Source organism: Vibrio campbellii CAIM 519 = NBRC 15631 = ATCC 25920, from assembly GCF_002163755.1.
Taxonomy (GTDB): Bacteria; Pseudomonadota; Gammaproteobacteria; order Enterobacterales; family Vibrionaceae; genus Vibrio; species Vibrio campbellii.
Map to the genome: position 1 here is coordinate 650,440 of NZ_CP015864.1, position 21,722 is coordinate 672,161.

Sequence of the window (21,722 nt, forward strand, 5' to 3'; positions counted from 1 at the left end):
TTTTTTGGGAGTATCCATGCAGTCTGATATTGAAATTTGCCGAAACACACCGTTGTCTTCTATCGCTACTGTCGCCGCAAACGCTGGTCTTTTGCCACACGAACTCGATACGCACGGAAAACACAAAGCTAAAGTTCATCCCCAATGTCTTGAGCGTCTAACTGACAATCAAGATGGTAAATTGGTGTTGGTCACTGCAATTACGCCTACCCCACTGGGTGAAGGCAAAACGGTTACCACAATCGGTCTATCTCAAGGTCTATCCAAGATTAACCAATCTGTGATGGCGTGTATTCGTCAGCCTTCTATGGGGCCTGTCTTTGGTGTCAAAGGTGGCGCTGCTGGTGGCGGTTACTCTCAAGTAGCGCCAATGGACGAGCTCAACCTTCATTTAACTGGCGATATCCATGCTGTCACGGCCGCGCATAACCTAGCGTCAGCAGCACTTGATGCACGTCTCTACCATGAACAACGTGAAGGTTACGATGCATTTGAAGCTCGTACGGGTTTAAGAGCGCTGAAGATCGATGTTGAGCGAATCACATGGAAACGTGTGATGGACCACAACGACCGAGCACTGCGCATGGTGAAAATAGGCTTGAATGAAGAAGGTAAGAACATCAACGGCTTCGAACGTGAAGAAGGTTTTGATATTTCTGCCGCGTCCGAGCTCATGGCTATCCTTGCGCTAGCAAATGACCTTAAAGATCTTCGTCAACGTATTGGTCGCATCGTCGTTGCTTATGATTTGAATGGTAACCCAGTGACGACTGAAGATTTGCAAGTTGCTGGTGCCATGGCGGTCACATTGAAAGAGACCATTGCCCCTACTCTAATGCAAACGCTTGAGGGCGTACCTACTCTGATCCACGCAGGTCCATTTGCCAACATCGCTCACGGTAACTCTTCCATCATTGCAGACCAGATTGCATTAAAACTTTCTAGTTACGTTGTCACGGAAGCTGGATTTGGCTCAGACATGGGCTTTGAGAAAGCCTGTAACATTAAAGCATCAGCCGCTGATCGTGCACCAGATTGTGTGGTAATTGTCGCGACCCTTCGTGGTTTGAAAGCAAATTCAGGTCACTACGACTTACGACCAGGTATGGCGATTCCAGACTCTATTTTCAATCCAGACCAAGCCGCACTTGAAGCCGGATTCGAAAACCTGAAATGGCACATTAATAACGTGCATAAATACGGAATCCCTGCAGTTGTTGCCATCAACCAGTTCCCACAAGATTCAGAACAAGAATTGGCAGAGCTTAAAGCATTGATTGAGCGCTTTAACCCTAAGGTAAAAGTGGCAGTAAGCACCGCATTTGCACAAGGTGGCGAAGGCGCTATTGAACTCGCACAGCACGTTGTTGAAACTTGTGAGCAAGGCGCTCAATTCCGCCCTCTTTACACCAAGAAGCAATCCTTGAAAGAAAAGCTGATGGCAGTATGTGAAGTGGGCTATGGTGCATCAAACATCGAAATGAGCGAGCTAGCGAAACAACAACTGGCACACTTTGAGAAATTAGGCTTTGATGACTTAGCGGTGTGCATTGCGAAAACACCGCTTTCAATCACAACGGATTCAGCCATAAAAGGCGCGCCAAGTGGTTTTGCCGTACCAATTCGTGAGCTGCGTTTATGTGCCGGCGCGGGCTTTGTTTACGCACTGTCCGGGAACGTAATGACTATGCCAGGTCTGCCAGACAAACCTGCATTCATGAACTTAGATCTTGATGATCAAGGCAATATTATCGGCCTTTCATAAAAACAAGAAGATTGACGAGAAACGGGAGCCGTTTGGCTCCCGTTTTGCTATGATAATGCTCTAATGTACTGTTTTTGAAACTCTTTACATTGTAAACCGGCTTTTGAAAATTGGAGTAATTACACCACTCTCACCACTATAGTGCATAGTATATTTTCCCACTCCCTAATTTAGTGCAGCGACAACACCCTCTTCTGCTGAGTGCATTGATTTTGTTAACAAAATTCTATGGCTCGAATCTTGTACTACGTTAAATAGCATTACCATTTATAAGTTCAAAGGACACTCAACAACGTCACTCGAAAGCCTCCTGCAGTTGGCTAACTCCTCGGGCTTTAAGTCGCTTTCGAAGTACGTAATACAAGGGAAAGGGAACATTATGCAAGACGCACTCGCTGTAATTTTAGCTGGCGGTATGGGATCAAGATTGAGCCCACTTACCGATGATAGAGCCAAACCAGCCGTCCCATTTGGTGGTAAATATCGTATTATCGATTTCACTCTAACTAACTGTCTTCATTCAGGTTTGAGGAAGATATTGGTTTTAACTCAATACAAATCACACTCGCTACAAAAACACTTGCGAGATGGTTGGTCGATCTTTAATCCCGAACTTGGTGAATACATCACAGCCGTTCCACCCCAAATGCGCAAAGGTGGTGCATGGTATGAAGGCACAGCAGATGCTATCTATCACAACATGTGGTTACTCTCTCGCAATGATGCCAAGTATGTGGTTGTTCTTTCTGGTGACCATATCTACCGCATGGATTACGCTGCGATGCTGGAAGAGCACAAAGAAAACGGCGCAAAACTCACCGTTGCTTGTATGGATGTCCCGGTAGAGGATGCCACGGCTTTTGGTGTAATGGGAATCAAAGAAAACGGCTTAGTTGAATCCTTTATCGAGAAACCGGAGAACCCGCCTACCCTGCCTGATGACCCAACTCAGAGCCTTGCCTCTATGGGCATTTACATCTTTGATATGGACGTTCTGCAGGAAGCACTAGAAGAAGATTCAAAGCTTGAAGACTCAAGCCATGACTTTGGAAAAGACATCATACCTAAGCTGATCGACACTCAATCCGTTTACGCTTATAAGTTCTGCGGTAGTAAAGGTCGTGTAGACAAAGATTGTTACTGGCGCGATGTAGGGACGATCGATTCTTTCTACGAGGCCAACATGGATTTGTTAGAACCCGTTCCACCAATGAACTTGTATCAGCCAAATTGGGCAGTGCGTACTTATGAAGCCCAATTTCCACCAGCAAGAACCGTATCATCGGCGACAGGTAATGAAGGGATTTTTATTAACTCCATCATTGCCAATGGTGTCATTAACTCCGGAGGTTCCGTTCAGCACTCTGTTATCGCGTCCAACGTGCGTATTCAAGACAGCGCAACCGTCGTCGATAGTATTATTTTCGATGATGTTGAGGTGGGTGAAGGCTGTCAGCTCGTCAGTTGCATTATTGACAAGCACGTTCGTATTCCACCGCACGCACAAATTGGTATCAACAAAATCGAAGACGCCAAACGATTTCATGTATCAGAAAAAGGGATCGTGGTTATTCCTGAAGGTTATGAGTTCTGATCGTTTACTCAAGCGTCTATTTGCAATAATCCAAAGCAACAAAATCATATCCCCCACAATAAAAAAGCGCGCGATTTAAATCGCGCGCTTTTGTTATCCATTCAATCTGGATTAAACGTTACATACTGTCGACCAGCTACCGTCACTACCCGGCTCTGATGCTGTCCACCAGTTCGCTTGGTATACCACACCATTGTGAATCACTTTATCACCTTGGTTCGCGTGGCTTGGGTTACCTTGCCAGTCCGTTTGTGGGAAGTCTGGGTAAGTCACAAGGCCAGTTGTGTCACAAGTACCAGGCTCACTACCACCGCCACCACCAGTGCCAGAGTTTAAGTCACCGATTGGTAGGTCTGGTTGCTCAAACTTGAACGCAAACTCTTTACCACCAGAAATCACCGTGTAGTTAGCTGGGCCAGAGATTGGTAGGTAGTAAACCATATCAAGCTCGTAAGTGCCGCCCGCTGGTAGATCTTTCCATGCTGGTAGCGAGAAAGATACACGGTGCATTACACCTTCCAAACCACCAATGTTGTTCGCACGAGTATGTCCAGAAGCAATCACGCTTAGGCCACCACCAGACTGATCTTTCGCGTTATCCGGTGCCGATACAGGAATATCGAACTGGAATTCAGTACCACCAGGAATCGCTTGACCTGTGTTGTTTGTGAACGTGATCTTAGGGTTGATTGGGTAGTTTTGGTCACCCACTTTAAAGCCACCAACGCTCACTGCGATATCAACAGCCTCTGTTAGGATACCACCTGTCGCAATCTTGTTACCGTAAGGTGTTGCAGACTTAAACTTGTCGTAAATCGCTTTAGTCATAGTGTTACCCATGTGGTACTCACCATTACCCGCCGCACAAGCCTGTTCAGTTGCATCAATCGTAGTACGGTTACCGTTCGCGTCTAGTACGTAACAGTTGTAGTCACCTGCTAGTTCCCAGAACATGATACCGCCGATCTCTTTATCGATAACGTAGTCCGCTTTCACTTCAACAGACGCTTTGTCTTCTGTTGATAGGAATACACTCTTCTCTGCGTTCCATAGCCATGGTGCTACTGCAACATCATCGTAGTTACGCGTGTAAGAACCAACAAACTTATCGGAAGGATCATTTACAGGGTCAAGTCCGTAAGCTTGAGCGTAAGAACCCCAAATACCTTTCTCTAGGTTCTTCGCGTGCCACATTGGGTTTGAACCTGCGCCCATTTCGTTGCCTTTAGGGTCAGTGTCATGCCACATGTTATCGATACCGATAGCGCCGTGACCACAGTTGTTCTTCTCACCTTCGCCAGTACCCGGCGCACACTCTGCTTGGTTAGGTAGTGCAGCGCGGCCCCAAAGACCATTTTCACCACCAGTTACACCTTGCCAACCGCGAGTGTAGTAAGGCACACCAATATTGATACGACCAGCAGGCATTGAACCACGGAAGTAATGGTAAGCCCAGTCAGTGTTCAAGTAACCAATACCACCGTAAGCCGCTGTATCGTATACGTTCCATTGAGCAAGCTCAGAGTCTTTACCTGTATCAAATAGTGCCGCGTTGTGACCAACGTGATCGTTCCAAGCACCGTGCAAGTCGTAAGACATGATGTTCACGTAATCTAGGTACTTAGTAACATCAAAGGTTTCCATACCACGCAGAAGGTAACCCGACGAAGGCGCTGCGATAGTCAGCATGTAGTGGATACCATCTTGTGCAGATGCTGCGTCCAGTTTCTCACGTAGGACCTTCATTAGCTCTTGGTATGAAGCCCATAGGTATGGACGACGTGGTTCCATGAAATCTTTATCGTAAGGGTTACCTGCACCCGCCATAGACGTTGGGTACTCGTAGTCGATGTCTAGACCATCGAATTTGTACGTACGCATCATTTCAACTGCAGAAGTCGCGAACTTCTCGATACCTGCGTGGTTGATTGAACCGTCTGCGTTGGTTGTCATCGTGTAGAAGCCACCATCCGCAACACGATTACCGTCTGCGCCGAAGTGGCCACCTGTTTCAGCCCAACCACCGATCGAGATCAGCGTTTTAACGTCATGTTTTTGCTTGTAAGTAGCAAGTGCACCGAAGTGACCTTTAAAGCCTAGTGATGGGTCTACTTCTACACCCGGCCAAGTTTTACCAGTTGCAGGGTTAGTTGGATCAGTCACGTCACCAACGTTCACTTTACCGTCTGAACCGATGCTTACAAACGCGTAGTTAATGTGAGTTAGCTGATCCCAAGGAATGTCTTTCACAAGGTAAGCCGCTTGTGGGTCATCACCACTACGCCAGCTTGTGAAGTAACCAATCACACGACGTGGGTGATCTGCCCCCATCAATTCACGGCCGTCTTTGTCGTAAATCGTACAGTAAGGTACATCCACACCAGCCGTTTGGTACAGGCCATCAGGACGACAGTTTAAGGTTACTGCACCACCATTTACTGATAGTGATACAAGGGAAGAATCTGTTGTTGCGCCAGCATCGTCAGTCGCTTTGGCATAAATCGATACCGAGCCAGCCGCTGCTGGAGTGAAATCAACAGCGTAAGGCGCAGCGGTCGCTGTACCAATCAAAGCTCCTGCGGCAAAGAACTCAACTTTAGCAACCGTACCATCCGCGTCTGCCGCAGTAGCAGAAACCGTTACCTTACCGCCAAACTCAACAGAAGTGGTTGATAGCGCTACATCTACCGTTGGTACTTCGTTACCAGGTTGACCAGTAGCAACTGTAAGCGTAACAGCACTCACAGTGCTCGCTGCGTTTTTATCGTCGTAAGCTTTAGTTGAGAACTCGTGAACACCCTCTGTCGCCGTCCATGAAGCAGTAAAAGGTGCTGCGGTTGATGTGCCAACCAATGCGCCATCAACAAAGAATTCAACTTTGCTGACTGTGCCGTCAGTGTCTGCAGCGTCTGCTGCAAGATTAACAACGTCACCAGCTGTGATAGAAGCCGACGCAGAAGGAGAAGTTAGTGAAACAGTCGGTACTTCGTTAAGTGGTGGATCAACAGGGCCGCCATCACAAGTGCCAAGGTTTTCCCACTCACCCCATTCACCTGACTGAGCAGGGTTGTTGTTTTGCGTCCAGTAGCGCGCTTTAAATGCGCTATTTTCGTGCTGAACTTGGTCACCACCATTATAAACTTTCGATGAATCCCAAGCTTCTAAAGGTGTACAGTCAACGGCTGCGTAGCTGTTGAATGCCATTAGACAAGATGCAGTCAAAGTACTGAGTGTGAATACACTCTTTCCTGCTTTCCCGTTTCTAAGGTACATATTACTCTTCCTTAAGTTATTGTTAATACAATACAAAATACGCTTTATCTTTGCGTACCTTTTACTTTTGTTTCGACGTAAAATAACTTAAGTACAAGTACAGAATTTCACACTACTTATTTATAAATTTTCAGCAACACCTCTCAAGAATCCACTCATATATTGCAAGAATTGACATCTTATTTTGCACCAACAACTAATTTCACTACTCAAATAAATATATCGATCGCAAATTAATAAAAAAGAGAAAAAAAGTCCTAATCTTGAAATAAAGATCACTAAGCCTTTGTTGCTCTTGGTGTTTCATTAAAATGTCTTTTATATTCGCGACTGAACTGTGACGGACTGCTGTAGCCTACTAGCCTCGCAGCATCATTCACTCTGCGCCCTTCTACTTGGATAAGTTCACGCGCTTTGTTGAGACGCACCTTTTTTATGTATTGCAAAGGCGACTCTAGAGTGACACTTCTGAAGGCTTGATGAAACGCAGATACGCTCATGTTCGCCTCTTCCGCCAAGGATTGTACATTCAGTTGTTCGTGATATTCCTGATGAACACGATTGAGAGCTTTAGCTACGCGAGCATAAAAGCCTTCTTGGTGCGCCAATTCAAAGAGAACATGGCCAGATTCGCTTACCAATGCTCGATAAACTATCTCTTCTAAAAGCATCTCACCGAGCATGGCAACCTCTAGCTCGTCACATAACGTCGTCATCAGGCGTTTACATGCATCAAGCATTTGCTCGTTCATTTGTACCGACTTCAACCCGCAGCGAGTGGCGTCTTCACACACATTAGTAAAACGTTGTGATTCCAACTTATTCACGAGCTTTTGTAGCAGTGCTGGAGAAATATCGATAGAGATACCTAGTAAGGGTTCATTGTCGACGGCAATCGCTTCACACTCGAGCGGCATCGGGACGCCAACCACCAAATAATCATCGGGTCCATAACGTACCGGACTTTGGCCAATATGGATGTTCTTGTACCCTTGTCCCAACACGATAATGCCAGACTGGTACACGAAAGGTTGGCGATTATTCCCTTTACTACTGCGGTAAAACCACACCCCATCAATGGCGGTTTCTTTAATCCCTTCGAGATCGTCTAAGCCGAATTTCGTCGCGTATTGCTGCATGCTCTCAGCAAGTGTCTTCATTTTGTCACTCCATTCATTTGCCACACACTATACTTGGAGTTCGTCACTCAGTTCCAGAGCAATGCATGCAATTATGTAGGAATAGGCAATAAATTTGCAGAAATCGGCCTACTCAGCCACTCTAGCACGTACTAATATGCACATATTCACTCTCCTCACATTGGAAGCAAGAGGTATAATAATGAACTTTTCATACGTCAACCCAACTCAAATCTTCTTCGGCCAAGGCCAAATCGCGGCAATCAAAGACGCAATTCCTGCCGACCAAAAAGTACTTGTGATCTACGGCGGCGGCTCGATCAAGAAGAACGGTGTTTACGATCAAGTAGCGCAAGCATTGGAAGGCCGGGAGTGGCTTGAGTTTTCGGGTGTTGAGCCAAACCCAACTAAAGAAACACTAGATAAAGCGGTAGCTATCGTAAAAGAACAAAACGTTGATTTTATCCTAGCTGTAGGCGGTGGTTCAGTTATCGATGGTTCTAAGTACGTCGCAGCATCAGCAAAATACGACGGTGATGGTTGGGACATCATGGTAGGCAAGCATCAAGTAACCGAAGCAACGTCACTTGCTGCCATTCTTACGTTGCCTGCGACAGGTTCTGAGTCAAACATGGGCGCGGTAATCACTAAAAAAGAAACGCAAGATAAATTGGCGTTCCTAGCACCTGCAGTTCAACCGAAGTTTGCAGTTCTTGACCCAGACGTAATGAAAACCCTACCAGAGCGTCAGCTTATCAATGGTCTCGTGGATGCATGGGTTCACGTTTGTGAGCAATATCTAACACTACCGACAGGCGCGATGGTTCAAGACGGTTACGCAGAAGCACTACTGAAAAACCTTAAAGTACTGTGCGATCAGTTCGCAGAGCGCGATAACGACCAATGGCGTGCCAACCTAATGTGGACAGCAAACCAAGCATTGAACGGTCTTATCGGTAGCGGTGTTCCTCAAGACTGGGCAACACACATGATTGGTCACGAACTAACGGCACTTTGGCACGTAGACCACGCACGTTCACTAGCGATCATCCAACCATCACTACTTCGTAACCAAATGCAATTCAAACGCCCTAAGCTTGAGCAAATGGGTCGCAACGTGTTTGGCTTATCAGAAGGTGAAGATTTGGCAGAGCGCACGATTCAAGCGATCGAAGCTTTCTACCATCAGCTAGACGTCGCAACTCAACTTGAAGGTTACGGTGATGATCGTGAAGCCGCTATTGACTCAGTCATTGCACAGCTATCAAAGCATGGCATGACCGTTCTTGGTGAGAACCAAGCGATTGACCTAGAAAACAGTCGAAAAATTCTTGATCTAGCAGTCGCATAACGACTCGATCTATCAAATTACTGCCTTTTTTAACGGTATTGTGTCCGCGCAGACACAATGCCGTTTTTTTATGGTAATTTAGCCGCACACTGACAAAACGATGTAAATTGAACTTTTCTGCTAAAAAAATTACAAACAGGCGATAGTTCGATGTTGTTGTGTAAGCCGATGACCAAAAACAAACCAAGTGCTTACCAATCGAATTGTCACTTTTTTGCTTGCTCATAAAAAATGAGCGTTTAGTCGTCTATTCAAGAGTTATTCGTATGTGGCTGATTGTCGTAGCTTGCGCGCTCATACATATCATCAGCATTAAGACTGGCCCTAAGTGGTTATTCTTTTTGACCAAACCGCTTCCAATCACAGCAATGATTGGGATGTTAATGCTGTCTCCAGCAAGTCACCTACCCTACACCCAGTGGATCATTGGCGGGCTCTCACTGTCACTCATGGGTGACTTAATTTTGATGCACCCAAAAGACAAATTTGTTGCGGGCATTAAACTGTTTTGCCTTGCTCAAATTAGTTATGCCTTGGGTTTCATCAATATGGCGGCTTGGCATTTTACTCCATGGATTCCCTTTGCCGTATTTGGCGCAGGGCTGTGTGCCTATTTCTTTTTTAAGCCCGATTTAGGGAAAGAAAAGTGGTCGGTAGCTAGCTACATCTTTGTTTTGATGACCATGCTTTGGATGGCATTGGAATACTACGCCAGTGGTAAAACCCAATCGTCGGCGTTCGCCGTACTAGGCAGTTTTATCTTCACCATGTCTGGTGTTGTCCTTGCCTTCGAACGATTTGGCAGTACATCGGTATTTTCTCGCCAAGTGGTGATGACAACTTATTACTCGGCACAGTTTCTTATCACCATGTCTGTCTTCGCAATTGTGATCCGTTTTCTCTAAAACTGACTATATTATCGGTTAGTTTTGTCATGAGTTATTTGCTCACCAGTTGGACAGCTTACCTCTGATAAACAGGTGCAATACGGTTAATAAATTGTTATTGTAGAAAAAAATTTATTCTAAAAGTTGGCAGCCTTGAAAGAGAAAAATATCGTCGTAGAGTTCAGCGGCGTAAACAAGTGGTATGGTGAATACCACGCCCTTAAAGACATTAATTTTTCAGTACACACCGGTGAAATCGTGGTCGTTTGTGGCCCTTCCGGCTCAGGTAAATCCACGCTAATTCGATGCATCAACCACTTAGAATCCATCCAAGAGGGCGAGCTCAGCGTCTTTGAGCATCCTGCAAATTCCAAAGCACAAAAACCGGGTAAAGTCGGCATGGTATTCCAGCACTTTCATCTTTTTCCGCACCTCACGGTTTTAGAAAACCTGACTCTTGCCCCAATCCGCACTCTGAAGCTATCGAAGCAGGAAGCAGAAGAACGTGCAATGCACTATCTCAAGCGCGTTAATATCGAAGAGCAAGCCAACAAATACCCAATTCAACTGTCTGGTGGTCAGCAGCAACGTGTGGCTATCGCACGCTCGCTCTGTATGGAGCCAGATTTATTGCTGTTTGACGAGCCAACCTCGGCGCTCGATCCTGAAATGATCAACGAAGTGTTGGACGTGATGGTGGAGTTAGCACAAAGTGGCATGACCATGATTTGTGTGACTCACGAAATGGGATTTGCGAAAAAAGTAGCGAATCGAGTGGTATTTATGGACGAGGGTGAAATCATCGAAATGAACTCACCCGTTGCACTGTTTGAAACCCCTCAACACCCTCGTACACAAGCGTTTTTGAATCAGATTCTGAGCTACTAACCAATGGTATTTCGAGTCCTAAAACCCGTTTTACAAGCCCTACTCCAAATCGCGATTCTACTGATTGCGATCGTTTGGGTGCTTGATTCCGGCGCACAAGCGATGGGTTATCAATGGCAGTGGGAGCGTGTGCCTGACTACATCGCGTTTTACGAAGATGGCGAATGGTGGCCAGCCGAGTTAATAGAAGGCCTCATCGTCACACTAAAAATTTCTGCCATTAGCCTGTTCTTCACATTAGTGATTGGTTTGGTTACCGCACTGCTGCGTCTAAGCAACTCCAAAGTTGGTAATGCGATCGGCACTACTTACGTCGAGTTAATTCGTAATACGCCATTGTTGGTGCAAATCTACCTACTCTACTTCGTGTTTGGCCCTGTCATCGGCCTAGACAGATTCAGTACCGCCGTTTTAGCGCTGTCCCTTTTCCAAGGGGCGTACACCGCGGAGATCTTCCGTGCAGGCTTAAACAGCATTCCCAAAGGTCAATTTGAGGCAGCGAAAAGCTTGGGACTGTCCCCTCTCTTTGCGTACAAAGATGTGATTCTTCCTCAGGTACTCCAACGTACTTTGCCACCACTGACCAACGAAGTCGTGTCACTGATTAAAAACTCTTCGATTGTGAGTGTTATGGCGATCTTCGACCTCACCACCGAAGCGAGAAACATCGTCTCTGAAACGGCGATGCCTTTTGAAATCTGGTTTACCGTGGCAGCAATCTACCTTGCTCTCACATTATCACTTTCTGGCTTATCCGCTTGGCTGGAACACAAACTAGGAGCCAGTTGGCGCAAATTATAAGGAGATAACATGAAGTTATTCAAAGCGACCATTACTGCATTATTGGGGCTTGCGATTGCGTTACCATCATTAGCCAATGAAGAAGCCGCAACGCCGAACGTAGATCAAATCAAAGAGCGTGGCACGTTGCGCGTTGGTATGTCGACATTCGTGCCTTGGGCAATGCGTAACAAACAAGGTGAACTGATTGGTTTTGAAATCGACGTGGCAAAACGCTTAGCCGCAGATTCAGGCCTCAAAGTCGAGTTTGTCCCAACCGCGTGGGACGGCATCATCCCAGCTCTTCTTGCTAAGAAGTTCGACGTAATCATCGGTGGCATGTCGGTCACTCCAGAGCGTTCGAAAAGCGTGCTTTTCACTGAACCTTATTCGCATTCTGGCGTACAAGTTGCCGCAAACAAAGAACTAGCAGAAGGTTTTAGCGAGTTTTCAGATTTTGACTCTCGCCGTGTGAAGATTGCCGCTCGTCGTGGGGCGTTCACTGTGCAAGTAGCGCGTGAGACTTTCCCTAAAGCGAAGATCCTTCAGTTCGATGACGACGCTCAAGCATTCCAAGAAGTACTAAACGGCAATGCCCACGCGGTGATTGCATCAAGCCCGAAACCAGAGCACGAAGCGATCAAGCACGCAGACAAATTGTTCATTCCGTTTTCAGAGCGTCTGTCAAAAGGCAACGAAGCCTTCGCCGTTCGTCTAGGTGAAGAAGATAAAAAAGCCTTCTTCAACCAGTGGATTGAAGCACGCACGCAAGACGGTTGGCTAGATGAGCGTTACGAGTACTGGTTCTCGACGCTAGATTGGCAAGACCAAGTTGCACAAGGCCAATAGCCCTCGCTGTTACTCATAAAGTCATAAGCTGTCACGGTTGCTCATAGCGTCAGAATAATGAGCACTTTCACAGCCATTGCAACTTTTACAATAAATACAATTTTTACAATAAATACAATGACCGACTCGTTTAACGGGTCGGTATTTATCTTTACTACCGGAGTCAAACCTTGAGCGGACAAACCACCACTCGCGTTGCACCAACCAAAACCAATTCAGGCTTTTTCTTAAGTCGTTTTAACCTACTTGATTGGGTGCTGCTGGCCATCTGTGCATTGGCTGGTGTTTGGCTTTATCATCGCTCTACCGTTGGCGTAAATTACATCTGGCATTGGAAAGAAGCCATTGACCTGTTGTTCACACCAAGAGCAGACGGCGGCTTACCGTATTTCTTTCAAGGCTTAATTTCAACGCTGCGCCTTAGCGTCTGGGGCATCGTATTCGCCTTAGTACTAGGTACCTTGCTAGGACTAGCTCGCTTTTCTGATTCGGTATGGCTGCGCACACCTGCCAATGCGTTTATTCAATTGGTACGAAACATTCCACCTTTGGTGTTCGTCTTCATCTTCTACTTCTTCATCTCTAACCAGTTAATCCCACTACTTGGGCTAGAAGACATTTTACGCAACTACCGCGGCGAACCTAACGCAGTTCAAAGCTTCTTCTTTGGTCCTGCTAACCTTTGGGAAAACTTAGCCTCTGGTGTCCTTTGTGTTGGTCTACTTTCCTCGGCTTACATCGCAGAAGTCGTTCGTGCTGGGTTGCAAAGCGTCGATAAAGGCCAATGGGAAGCCGCAGATTCGCTCGGATTATCATCTTGGGTTAAATACCGCTTTGTCATTGCGCCGCAAGTATTGAAAGCCATTACACCAGCACTGGCAGGTCAGACCATCTCTCTGGTTAAAGACACCTCCATCGTATCTCTTATCTCGATTCAAGAAATGACCTTTGTCGGAACAGAGATGGCAAACTCATCTGGCTACATTTTCGAAATTTGGTTGATTGTCGGCTTCGTTTACTTCCTGATTTGTTTCGGTCTATCAATGTTTTTCAGATACATCGAGAAAAAATCGGAATCTAATTCAAATTAACTCAATAGGCTTAAAAATAAGCCAGCGTAGCGCTTCAAATCGGAATTCCATCCTGTTACAGTCCTTCGCATGCTATTATTTTGGCGTTTTTCATGGAGTTAAAGAAGCAGTCCGATTACGAGCAGTACATAAGGCAGGACAGCCTTGGTGAATACTACGTCGTACTCAATCAATACACTTTTCACAGTGTTTATCAGCCTATCTTTGATAAACACCAGAAAATGATCGGTATGGAAGCCCTACTGCGCATTCGTGGTGTAGATGGTGCCTACATTCGTCCCGATTTGTTCTTTACTGATAGCAGCATTGATACCCACTTTCGAATTTGCATCGAGTTCCTATCCCGAGCAATTCACATCCGAAACTTCGCTCGTCACTTTGCGGGCTCGCCGGTCAAACTGTTTCTCAACGTAATGCCCCAAACGTTATTAACGCTTACCAATGACATGGGCTTTAAAGATAACGGATTACTCTACAAGCGATTATCTGAATTGGGTATGGCACCTTCTGATGTCGTCTTTGAAGTGGTAGAAGAAGCCTGTGGCGATACAGAGCTTTTGAGCCAAGCCGTAAAACTTATGCGCGCCAATGGCTTCTTGTTTGCGATTGATGACTTTGGCTCTCACCATTCTGATATGCCACGAGCGAAGCAGCTTTGCCCTGATATCATCAAGATCGACCGCTCTTACCTACTCGACTATTGCTCTGGTGATACACTCGCGATAGCCAATGCAGTCGAACTCGCCGATCAGATGAACGCTAAAGTCGTGATTGAAGGCGTAGAGGAAAACGGCCAGCTATCCGCAATGCAAGCACTGGACTTGGATTACTACCAAGGTTTTTATCTGGCGAAACCAAACTCGATTCACCATTGGACTGAGCAAAAAGCCCCAGCTAAGGTATTGCATTAAAAGCGATAACACAGAGACGAATGAAATCGTTTTAGATACAAAAGCGCCGCCTAGGTTACTCACCAAGGCGGCGCTTTTCTATTTATGTCGATTCTGATATCGAAATGAGACGTTTAGAAGAAGTCGATAGAGTTGCGGCCACTCTTAGGATCGCGAGCCGCTTGAGGCTTGTCGTCTTTCTTGCCTTTCTTAGCAGATTGAGACAACGCTTCTTTCTGTGCTTTACGCTCTTTGTGTGCAGCTTTACGACCAGTCGACTTAGGGCCCTTAACGTTCGCTTTCTCGTTCTTTTTCGAGCGAGACTTTTCTTTACGAGCCGTTTGCGCTTCTTTCTTCGCCTTCTTCTCTGCTTTTTGCTCTGCAGTTTCTGGCTCAGTCACTGGCGCATCACACACAACAACATAGTATTCTTGGTTGAACTCAAAGAAATCACCGTCGTACATTTTGCGACGTTTACGCGTTTCTAGCTCACCATTTACCGCTACATAACCTTCTTCGATGATGTGTTTTGCTTCACCACCGCCACTCACCAAGTTTGCGATTTTGAAAAGCTTATACAGCTCAATTGGGTGCGCGTCAACGTCGATACCGATCGCTTCGATCTCAATCTCTTCGCCTTCTAAATACTCTTCGTGTTCGTAATCTTGGGTCATGTTCGTTACTCATTATTCTTGATGAACGGAGTTTAAACGGAATGCGTACAAATAGAAACGTGATCTTCACTCAACTTGTCCAATTGGGTATATACTCACCCAATAACTCCTTGAACGAGCGATATTTTGTCTAATAAGAACCACATTACCTTTGCCACCGCCAACCTATTGAACTTTGTCGCCCCTCCTGGCGCGTATTATGATTTCGAGAACATTTACTCCCTCGACGATTGGCAGGACAAGCTCACTTGGACCAAATCGCAGTTCGACCAACTCAATCCCGACATCATCGGCTTGCAAGAAGTGTTTAGCATTGAAGAAACCCAAACCTTCTTTGCAGAGATCGGTTACCAATACTTTGCCTGTGTCGATACACCGCATATCGAGGGTGACTATATATACTCTCGTCCTGTTGTTGCCGTAGCCTCTCGTTTTCCCATAGAGAGCTTTGAAGCGGTCACGTTCGATAGAGATACGCTCAATGCCTTTGGCGATATCGACGCGCCGCCGTTCAGCCGCAAACCCGTTCGGGCAACCATTATTCATCCAATTATTGGGCATATCTGCGTGTACGTCACGCACTTGAAGTCACAACGCCCTGCAGACTCAGAGACACCAGAACAGGCCAGCAGACCCATTGCCCGCTGGCTATCAACACAACAACGGGGTTGGGAAGCTGCAATGCTGCGCGATGCAATGCAAAAGCACTATGCGAATAACCCGATGCCGACATTGTTGATGGGTGACATGAACCAAGCCATCACTAAAACAAGCGTTAATAACGTTTTGGTTGAACAAATCGGTGACAGTGTCACTGACTTGCAGCTTTGTGATGGCTGGGAATTGCAAGTGGCACCATCGTTAGAATCAAGACCAGCAACACACTACCACTTCGCGAAAGGAAACGTGTTGGATTACATACTACTGTCACAGGAGTTTGATGCGCACGCCGATGTATCCATAGCAGAAGTGACGAATTATCAAGTGCTGGATACACACCTAATTAACCCGTCTTTTGAGAGAGATAAAAACGCCAGCGACCACGCCTTTGTGGCGCTGACAGTAGAAATTAAGCTTTAGCGTCGTTGTGACGTTTCACGATCTTACGCGGAATCAACTCCACCCCAGCCTTATAGCGTTTTGCTGAAGCATTGAGAGCCAACTCCATAGCGCTGTCGGCAATCAGCTCAAATTGCTGCGGTAGCGAGTTGATTTTGATTGGCAGAAAATCGAGCAAGCGGTTATCACCAAAGGTAGCCAAACGCACTTTGCCCATCAGTTCAGGCTTTTCTAACATTACGTCCAACACGCCTTCTAATAAGGTGTATGACATGGTCACTACCGCATCAGGTAGCTGGCCTTTTGCAATCCAACCTTCCAGAACCTTCTTCCCTTCTTCACGGGAGAAGTGCTGGCCATAACCTACCAAAGCTTCGTTACCTTCTTGATGACAAGCAGAGCGGAAACCCAGTTCACGCTCTTTAGAAACTTGAAGTTCTTCTAATGCGCCAATCAGACCGATGGACTCAATCTCCGAAGACAGTACCGATTCTGTCAGCTCAAATGCCGCATCGAAATCTTCACTGATCACACAACAAAAGTGTTCATCATCCATAGGACGGTCGAGTGCGATAACCGGTGTGCCCGAGTTTTGCAGCTTTAAGTAGTACTCACTGGCGGCAGGCATACTACTGGCAACAAACAACGCATCAATGCGACGGCTAACCAGCGCCTCAGCCACCTTCTCTTCAGTTTGCGGATTGTCGTCTGAGCAACCAATCAAAATTTGATAGCCTGCTTTACGAGAGTTCTGTTCAATCAGTTTTGCTAAACGTGCGTAACTGGTGTTTTCTAAGTCTGGAATGATCAAACCAAACGAGCGAGAGTTACCCGCTCTCAAAGAAGAAGCGGCGTGATCCGGTTTGTAATTGTAATGCTCAACCACCGCCATGACTTTCTTTTGAGTCTTTTCGCTGATGCGGTATTTCTGCGCTTTACCGTTAATCACATAGCTTGCCGTGGTCTTGGAAACCCCAGCTAATTTTGCTATTTCATCCAGTGTCATATTCTAAGCCCTGTTCTGTGCGCGGGATCATATTAATACATCAACGATCCTTCGATAAGTTGAATTATATGCTGAACCGATTCAGTATAAAAGCTGAAAGGATTCAGCAAAACTTAAAAATTGGCGAGAGTCACCAAAATCAAGCAACACATACACGGTTTGCTAGGCTATTAAAATAATAGAGCCGTGAACGGTTAGCCCCTGATTTTAAAAACGGTTTTGCTGAATGCTTTTAAAAATTTGACTAATTGCTGAATCGATTCAGTTGCCTGTTAAGCAATACTGCTTAGTGAATAAATTGAGTTCAGCAACAACAGAACCACGCGTTACGCAGCCCAAACGCTGCGTAACCAAGATGAATTAGAAATAAAGACCTTAAGGCTGGAGAAGCACCATGCTTAAGCTAAGTAAGAACGACATTACCCTATCTCAATCCGCTACAGATAAATTTGAAGCGATCAAAAACATCGCTCAAAGCCTTACAGACAAAGGTCTGGTAGAACAAGGTTATGTAGAAGGCATGCTAAACCGTGAAAACCAGAACTCTACGTTTCTAGGTAACGGCATCGCAATTCCTCACGGTACGACTGACACGCGCTCAATGGTGAAAACCACTGGCGTTGCTGTACACCACCTCCCAGAAGGCGTTGAATGGGGCGACGGCAACAAAGTATTCGTTGCTATCGGTATCGCCGCGAAATCGGACGAGCACTTAGGCATTCTTAAGCAGCTAACAAAAGTATTGGGTGCCGACGGCGTTGAAGAGCGTCTACGCAAGGCGAAAAATGAAGACGACATCATCGCCCTGCTTCATGGCGACGTTCAGCTAGAAGCCGATTTCGATGCATCTCTCATTCAACTGCAATTCCCAGCGAGCGACATGATTCAGATGAGCGCGGTTGCTGGCGGCCTACTTAAAAACACAGGTTGTGCAGGTACAGAGTTCGTTGCAGACCTAGTAACAAAAACGCCTACACATCTAGGCCAAGGTCTATGGCTAGTTGGTAGTGATAAGCAAGTAACCCGTACTGGTGTTGCTTTTGTATCGACAGCAAATGATTGTGAGTTCGAAGGCGAGAAAGTACGAGCTCTAGTCGCTTTTGCTGCTTGCAACAATGCACACCAATCTATCCTAAGCACGATTTCAAAGCTTGTATTCAATAACAAACACAGCAAACTGCTTGATGATTCTGCTGAACAAATTCTTGCGCTATTTAAAGGCGAAGAAATGGCAACAGAAGCGGCCGAAGATGGCAACACAGCAATCTTCAAGATCAAAAACGCACACGGCCTACACGCTCGACCAGGCGCGATGCTAGTTGCAGAAGCGAAGAAGTTCGAATCGAACATCCGCGTAGCTAACCTTGACGGTTCGGGTAAAACAGTAAACGCGAAGAGCCTAATGAAAGTTATCGCGCTAGGCGTGAAACACGGCCACCAGCTTCAATTCTCTGCTGAAGGTCCAGATGCTGCACAAGCACTTGATTCAATCGGCAAAGCAATCGCATCTGGTCTAGGCGAAGGTTAAGGGGCGAGAGAATGACAGCATTGAAAACAAACAAAGTCGTTACCATCACGCTTAACCCTGCCCTTGACCTAACAGGTTCGCTGGACTCAATTAAAGTGGGTTCTGTCAGCCTAGTTGAAAAGAGCAACCTACATGCGGCTGGTAAAGGCGTAAACGTAGCGAAAGTACTTAGTGACCTAGGTGCAGACGTAACAGTGACTGGCTTTCTTGGCAAAGACAACCCAGAGCTCTTCCACCAGCTATTTAGCGATATCGATGTTAAAAACGAATTCGTTGAAGTAGAAGGAGCAACTCGCATCAACGTGAAATTGGTTGAAGCAGGTGGCCAAGTGAGCGACATCAACTTCCCTGGCGTTCAAGTTACGGCAGAAGAAATCGCACGCTTTGAAGAAACCCTATTCCGCCTTGCAGAAACACACGATTACTTTGTATTGGCAGGCAGCCTACCGGGCGGTGTTACTGCAGAGCAATGCGCGGCATGGATTGAAAAGCTGCATCAGCAAGGTAAGAAAGTCTTGTTCGATAGCAGCAAAGCTGCGCTGCGTGCGGGCATCGATGCTCACCCATGGCTGATCAAACCAAACGATGAAGAGCTAAGCGACTTTGTTGGCGAGCACCTAACCACACCAGAGCAATGCCAAGAAGCAGCGCAGACGCTAAGCGACAAAGGCATTGAGAACATCGTGGTTTCTATGGGTGCAGACGGCGTGATGTGGCTGAACCAAGGTGAATGGCTGCGTGCCCAACCACCACGAATGAATGTTGTAAGCACCGTCGGCGCAGGCGATACGCTTGTGGCTGGCTTGTGCTGGGGTCACATGCAAGTGATGCCGGAGAATGATTTACTGCGCTTCGCTACGGCGCTTTCTGCCCTAGCAGTGAGCCAAGTTGGCGTTGGCCTAACCAGTCAGGAAGAACTGGAGAACATTAAGCTCCAAACCGAAGTTACCGAGCTTTACCCTAATACGAACTTAGACAAAAACTAAGGAACAGAAGGTTATCAGTATGAATATTGCCATTATTACAGCTTGTCCAAGTGGTGTTGCGAACAGCATCATTGCGGCAGGCCTACTAGAACAAGCAGCAGCTAAGTTGGGTTGGAACGCTAAGATTGAATGCCAATCAAACGTGGTTGAACCAACACTGCTTACAGACGCTGACATTGAACAAGCAGAAGCGATCGTAATTGCGGCTAACACTCCAGTTGATACTTCTCGTTTCGTAGGTAAAAAAGTCTACCAAGCAGATATCAGCACCGTTGCAAAAGACGCAATGGCTTTCCTACAGACTGCGGTTGAAAACTCAGCAACACTAGAGCAAGCAACCACAGATACGGCACAAGTAGCAGCACCAGCAGAAAGCGCATCTGCAACGAAGAAGATCGTTGCGATCACAGCATGTCCAACTGGCGTAGCACACACCTTCATGGCAGCAGAGGCGCTAGAGGAAGAAGGTAAACGTCGTGGTCACCAAATCAAAGTGGAAACGCGTGGCTCAGTAGGTGCGAAAAACCAACTGACTGATCAAGAAATCGCAGACGCAGATTTAGTGATCATCGCAGCGGATATTGAAGTACCTCTTGACCGCTTCAACGGCAAAAAAGTGTACCGCACTAAAACAGCTCCAGCGCTGAAGAAAACAGCGGAAGAAATGGACAAAGCATTTGAACAAGCAAGCGTATACCAACACTCTGGCTCTTCTAGCGCATCATCAGCGACAGAAGAGAAGAAAGGCGCATACAAGCACCTAATGACAGGTGTATCTCACATGCTTCCAGTTGTGGTTGCAGGTGGTTTGATCATCGCCCTATCCTTCGTATTTGGTATCGAAGCATTTAAAGAAGAAGGTACGCTGGCAGCAGCACTGATGAACATTGGTGGTGGCTCTGCATTCGCATTGATGATTCCAGTTCTTGCTGGTTACATCGCCTTTTCTATTGCCGACCGTCCAGGTCTGGCTCCGGGTCTTGTGGGCGGTATGCTAGCAAGCTCAACTGGCGCAGGTTTCCTTGGTGGCATAGCAGCAGGTTTTATAGCCGGTTACGCAGCGAAGTTTCTAGCAGACAAAGTAAAACTTCCACAATCAATGGAAGCGCTTAAACCGATCCTTATCATTCCTTTCGTGGCAACACTGTTCACGGGTCTGGTGATGATTTACATCGTAGGCGGTCCGGTTTCAGGCATCATGGTCGGCCTAACTGACTTCCTAAACAACATGGGTTCTGACAGCGCAGTTCTACTGGGTATTATCCTTGGCGCAATGATGTGTTTCGACCTAGGTGGTCCAGTAAACAAAGCAGCTTACGCATTCGGTGTGGGTCTATTGGCTTCACAAACTTACGCACCAATGGCGGCAATCATGGCGGCAGGTATGGTTCCTGCGCTTGGTATGGGCCTTGCGACATTCCTTGCTAAAACCAAGTTTGAGCAAAGCGAGCGTGAAGCGGGTAAAGCATCATTCGTTCTTGGTCTGTGCTTTATCTCTGAAGGTGCAATCCCATTTGCAGCGAAAGATCCAATGCGTGTTATCCCATCATGTATGGCAGGTGGCGCACTAACAGGTGCACTTTCTATGCTGTTCGGTGCAAAACTGATGGCACCACACGGTGGTTTGTTCGTGCTGCTTATCCCTAACGCAATCTCGCCAGTACTGATGTACTTGGTAGCAATTGCAGCAGGTACAGCGGTAACGGGCTTCACTTACGCGTTCCTAAAGAACAAATCAGAAGCGAAACAACAAGCTGCAGCTTAATTGCAAACTGCGATTAAATAACAGTTAACAATGCCTCCCTCGATTTGGCATTCGACACCTCCCTCTAGCCTCGGCTTTGGGAGGTGTTTTTTATTATGCCCAAGCAACCTCGATTGCCATGGGATAACAAATACCATATCGGGCACAAGGTCCCCCCAAAAACAAAGGGCGAACGCTTGTAATAAGTGTTCGCCCTT

17 protein-coding genes are annotated in these 21,722 nt (G+C 46.5%); 13 read left to right on the forward strand and 4 right to left on the reverse strand.

What is annotated here, in order from left to right; translation table 11 throughout:
• Window positions 1-16: 16 nt before the first annotated feature.
• Both A8140_RS18775 and glgC read left to right on the forward strand, forming a co-directional pair.
• Window positions 17-1,765 carry a formate--tetrahydrofolate ligase gene (locus A8140_RS18775; RefSeq protein ID WP_005530813.1) on the forward strand — a complete coding sequence of 583 codons (1,749 nt, stop codon included), beginning with the start codon at window positions 17-19 and terminating at the stop codon, window positions 1,763-1,765.
• 379 nt (window positions 1,766-2,144) lie between these two features.
• On the forward strand, window positions 2,145-3,359 hold the full coding sequence (glgC, locus tag A8140_RS18780; protein ID WP_005530811.1) for a glucose-1-phosphate adenylyltransferase: 1,215 nt from the start codon (window positions 2,145-2,147) through the stop codon (window positions 3,357-3,359).
• A 111-nt stretch (window positions 3,360-3,470) separates the two neighbouring features.
• On the opposite strand, the gene A8140_RS18785 is transcribed toward glgC, so the two are convergent.
• Together A8140_RS18785 and A8140_RS18795 are read right to left on the reverse strand one after the other, a co-directional pair.
• Window positions 3,471-6,632 carry a chitinase C-terminal domain-containing protein gene (locus tag A8140_RS18785; protein ID WP_005530809.1) on the reverse strand — a complete coding sequence of 1,054 codons (3,162 nt, stop codon included), beginning with the start codon at window positions 6,630-6,632 and terminating at the stop codon, window positions 3,471-3,473.
• A 278-nt stretch (window positions 6,633-6,910) separates the two neighbouring features.
• On the reverse strand, window positions 6,911-7,792 hold the full coding sequence (locus tag A8140_RS18795) for an AraC family transcriptional regulator (RefSeq protein ID WP_005530807.1): 882 nt from the start codon (window positions 7,790-7,792) through the stop codon (window positions 6,911-6,913).
• Between the two features lie 181 nt (window positions 7,793-7,973).
• Between A8140_RS18795 and A8140_RS18800 the strand changes: the two genes are divergently transcribed.
• The 7 genes from A8140_RS18800 to A8140_RS18830 all read left to right on the forward strand — a co-directional run bounded on the left by A8140_RS18800 (window position 7,974) and on the right by A8140_RS18830 (window position 14,528).
• A complete protein-coding gene (locus A8140_RS18800; RefSeq protein ID WP_005530805.1) occupies window positions 7,974-9,122 on the forward strand; it encodes an iron-containing alcohol dehydrogenase in 1,149 nt (382 codons plus the stop codon).
• A 266-nt stretch (window positions 9,123-9,388) separates the two neighbouring features.
• Window positions 9,389-10,027 (forward strand): lysoplasmalogenase, encoded by a 639-nt coding sequence (locus tag A8140_RS18805; RefSeq protein WP_005530803.1) that lies wholly within the window; start codon window positions 9,389-9,391, stop codon window positions 10,025-10,027.
• A 135-nt stretch (window positions 10,028-10,162) separates the two neighbouring features.
• Window positions 10,163-10,897, forward strand: coding sequence for an amino acid ABC transporter ATP-binding protein (locus A8140_RS18810; protein ID WP_038863588.1), 735 nt, complete (start codon window positions 10,163-10,165; stop codon window positions 10,895-10,897).
• A gap of 3 nt (window positions 10,898-10,900) precedes the next feature.
• Window positions 10,901-11,698, forward strand: a complete 798-nt coding sequence (locus A8140_RS18815; protein ID WP_005530801.1) for an amino acid ABC transporter permease — start codon at window positions 10,901-10,903, stop codon at window positions 11,696-11,698.
• A 9-nt stretch (window positions 11,699-11,707) separates the two neighbouring features.
• On the forward strand, window positions 11,708-12,526 hold the full coding sequence (locus A8140_RS18820; RefSeq protein ID WP_005530799.1) for a transporter substrate-binding domain-containing protein: 819 nt from the start codon (window positions 11,708-11,710) through the stop codon (window positions 12,524-12,526).
• A 170-nt stretch (window positions 12,527-12,696) separates the two neighbouring features.
• A complete protein-coding gene (locus tag A8140_RS18825) occupies window positions 12,697-13,617 on the forward strand; it encodes an amino acid ABC transporter permease (RefSeq protein ID WP_005530798.1) in 921 nt (306 codons plus the stop codon).
• A gap of 92 nt (window positions 13,618-13,709) precedes the next feature.
• Window positions 13,710-14,528 (forward strand): EAL domain-containing protein, encoded by an 819-nt coding sequence (locus A8140_RS18830; RefSeq protein ID WP_005530795.1) that lies wholly within the window; start codon window positions 13,710-13,712, stop codon window positions 14,526-14,528.
• Between the two features lie 113 nt (window positions 14,529-14,641).
• Here the strand turns inward: A8140_RS18830 and A8140_RS18835 are convergent, their stop codons facing one another.
• Window positions 14,642-15,181, reverse strand: a complete 540-nt coding sequence (locus A8140_RS18835) for an RNA-binding S4 domain-containing protein (protein WP_005530793.1) — start codon at window positions 15,179-15,181, stop codon at window positions 14,642-14,644.
• 126 nt (window positions 15,182-15,307) lie between these two features.
• Between A8140_RS18835 and A8140_RS18840 the strand changes: the two genes are divergently transcribed.
• The gene (locus A8140_RS18840) at window positions 15,308-16,261 is read left to right on the forward strand and encodes an endonuclease/exonuclease/phosphatase family protein (protein ID WP_005530792.1); all 954 of its coding nucleotides are present in this window, start codon (window positions 15,308-15,310) and stop codon (window positions 16,259-16,261) included.
• Here the strand turns inward: A8140_RS18840 and cra are convergent.
• Window positions 16,251-17,246, reverse strand: coding sequence for a catabolite repressor/activator (cra, locus tag A8140_RS18845; protein WP_005530790.1), 996 nt, complete (start codon window positions 17,244-17,246; stop codon window positions 16,251-16,253). The two genes, A8140_RS18840 and cra, sit on opposite strands and share 11 nt — an antisense overlap.
• A 394-nt stretch (window positions 17,247-17,640) precedes the next feature.
• Here cra and fruB point away from each other — a divergent pair, with 394 nt between their 5' ends.
• From fruB to fruA, 3 genes are read left to right on the forward strand one after another with little or no spacing between them, the layout of a single operon-like run.
• On the forward strand, window positions 17,641-18,774 hold the full coding sequence (gene fruB, locus A8140_RS18850; RefSeq protein ID WP_005530788.1) for a fused PTS fructose transporter subunit IIA/HPr protein: 1,134 nt from the start codon (window positions 17,641-17,643) through the stop codon (window positions 18,772-18,774).
• Window positions 18,775-18,785: 11 nt separating this feature from the next.
• A complete protein-coding gene (pfkB, locus tag A8140_RS18855) occupies window positions 18,786-19,760 on the forward strand; it encodes a 1-phosphofructokinase (protein ID WP_005530787.1) in 975 nt (324 codons plus the stop codon).
• Between the two features lie 19 nt (window positions 19,761-19,779).
• Window positions 19,780-21,525 (forward strand): PTS fructose transporter subunit IIBC, encoded by a 1,746-nt coding sequence (gene fruA, locus A8140_RS18860; RefSeq protein ID WP_005530785.1) that lies wholly within the window; start codon window positions 19,780-19,782, stop codon window positions 21,523-21,525.
• Window positions 21,526-21,722 lie beyond the last annotated feature (197 nt).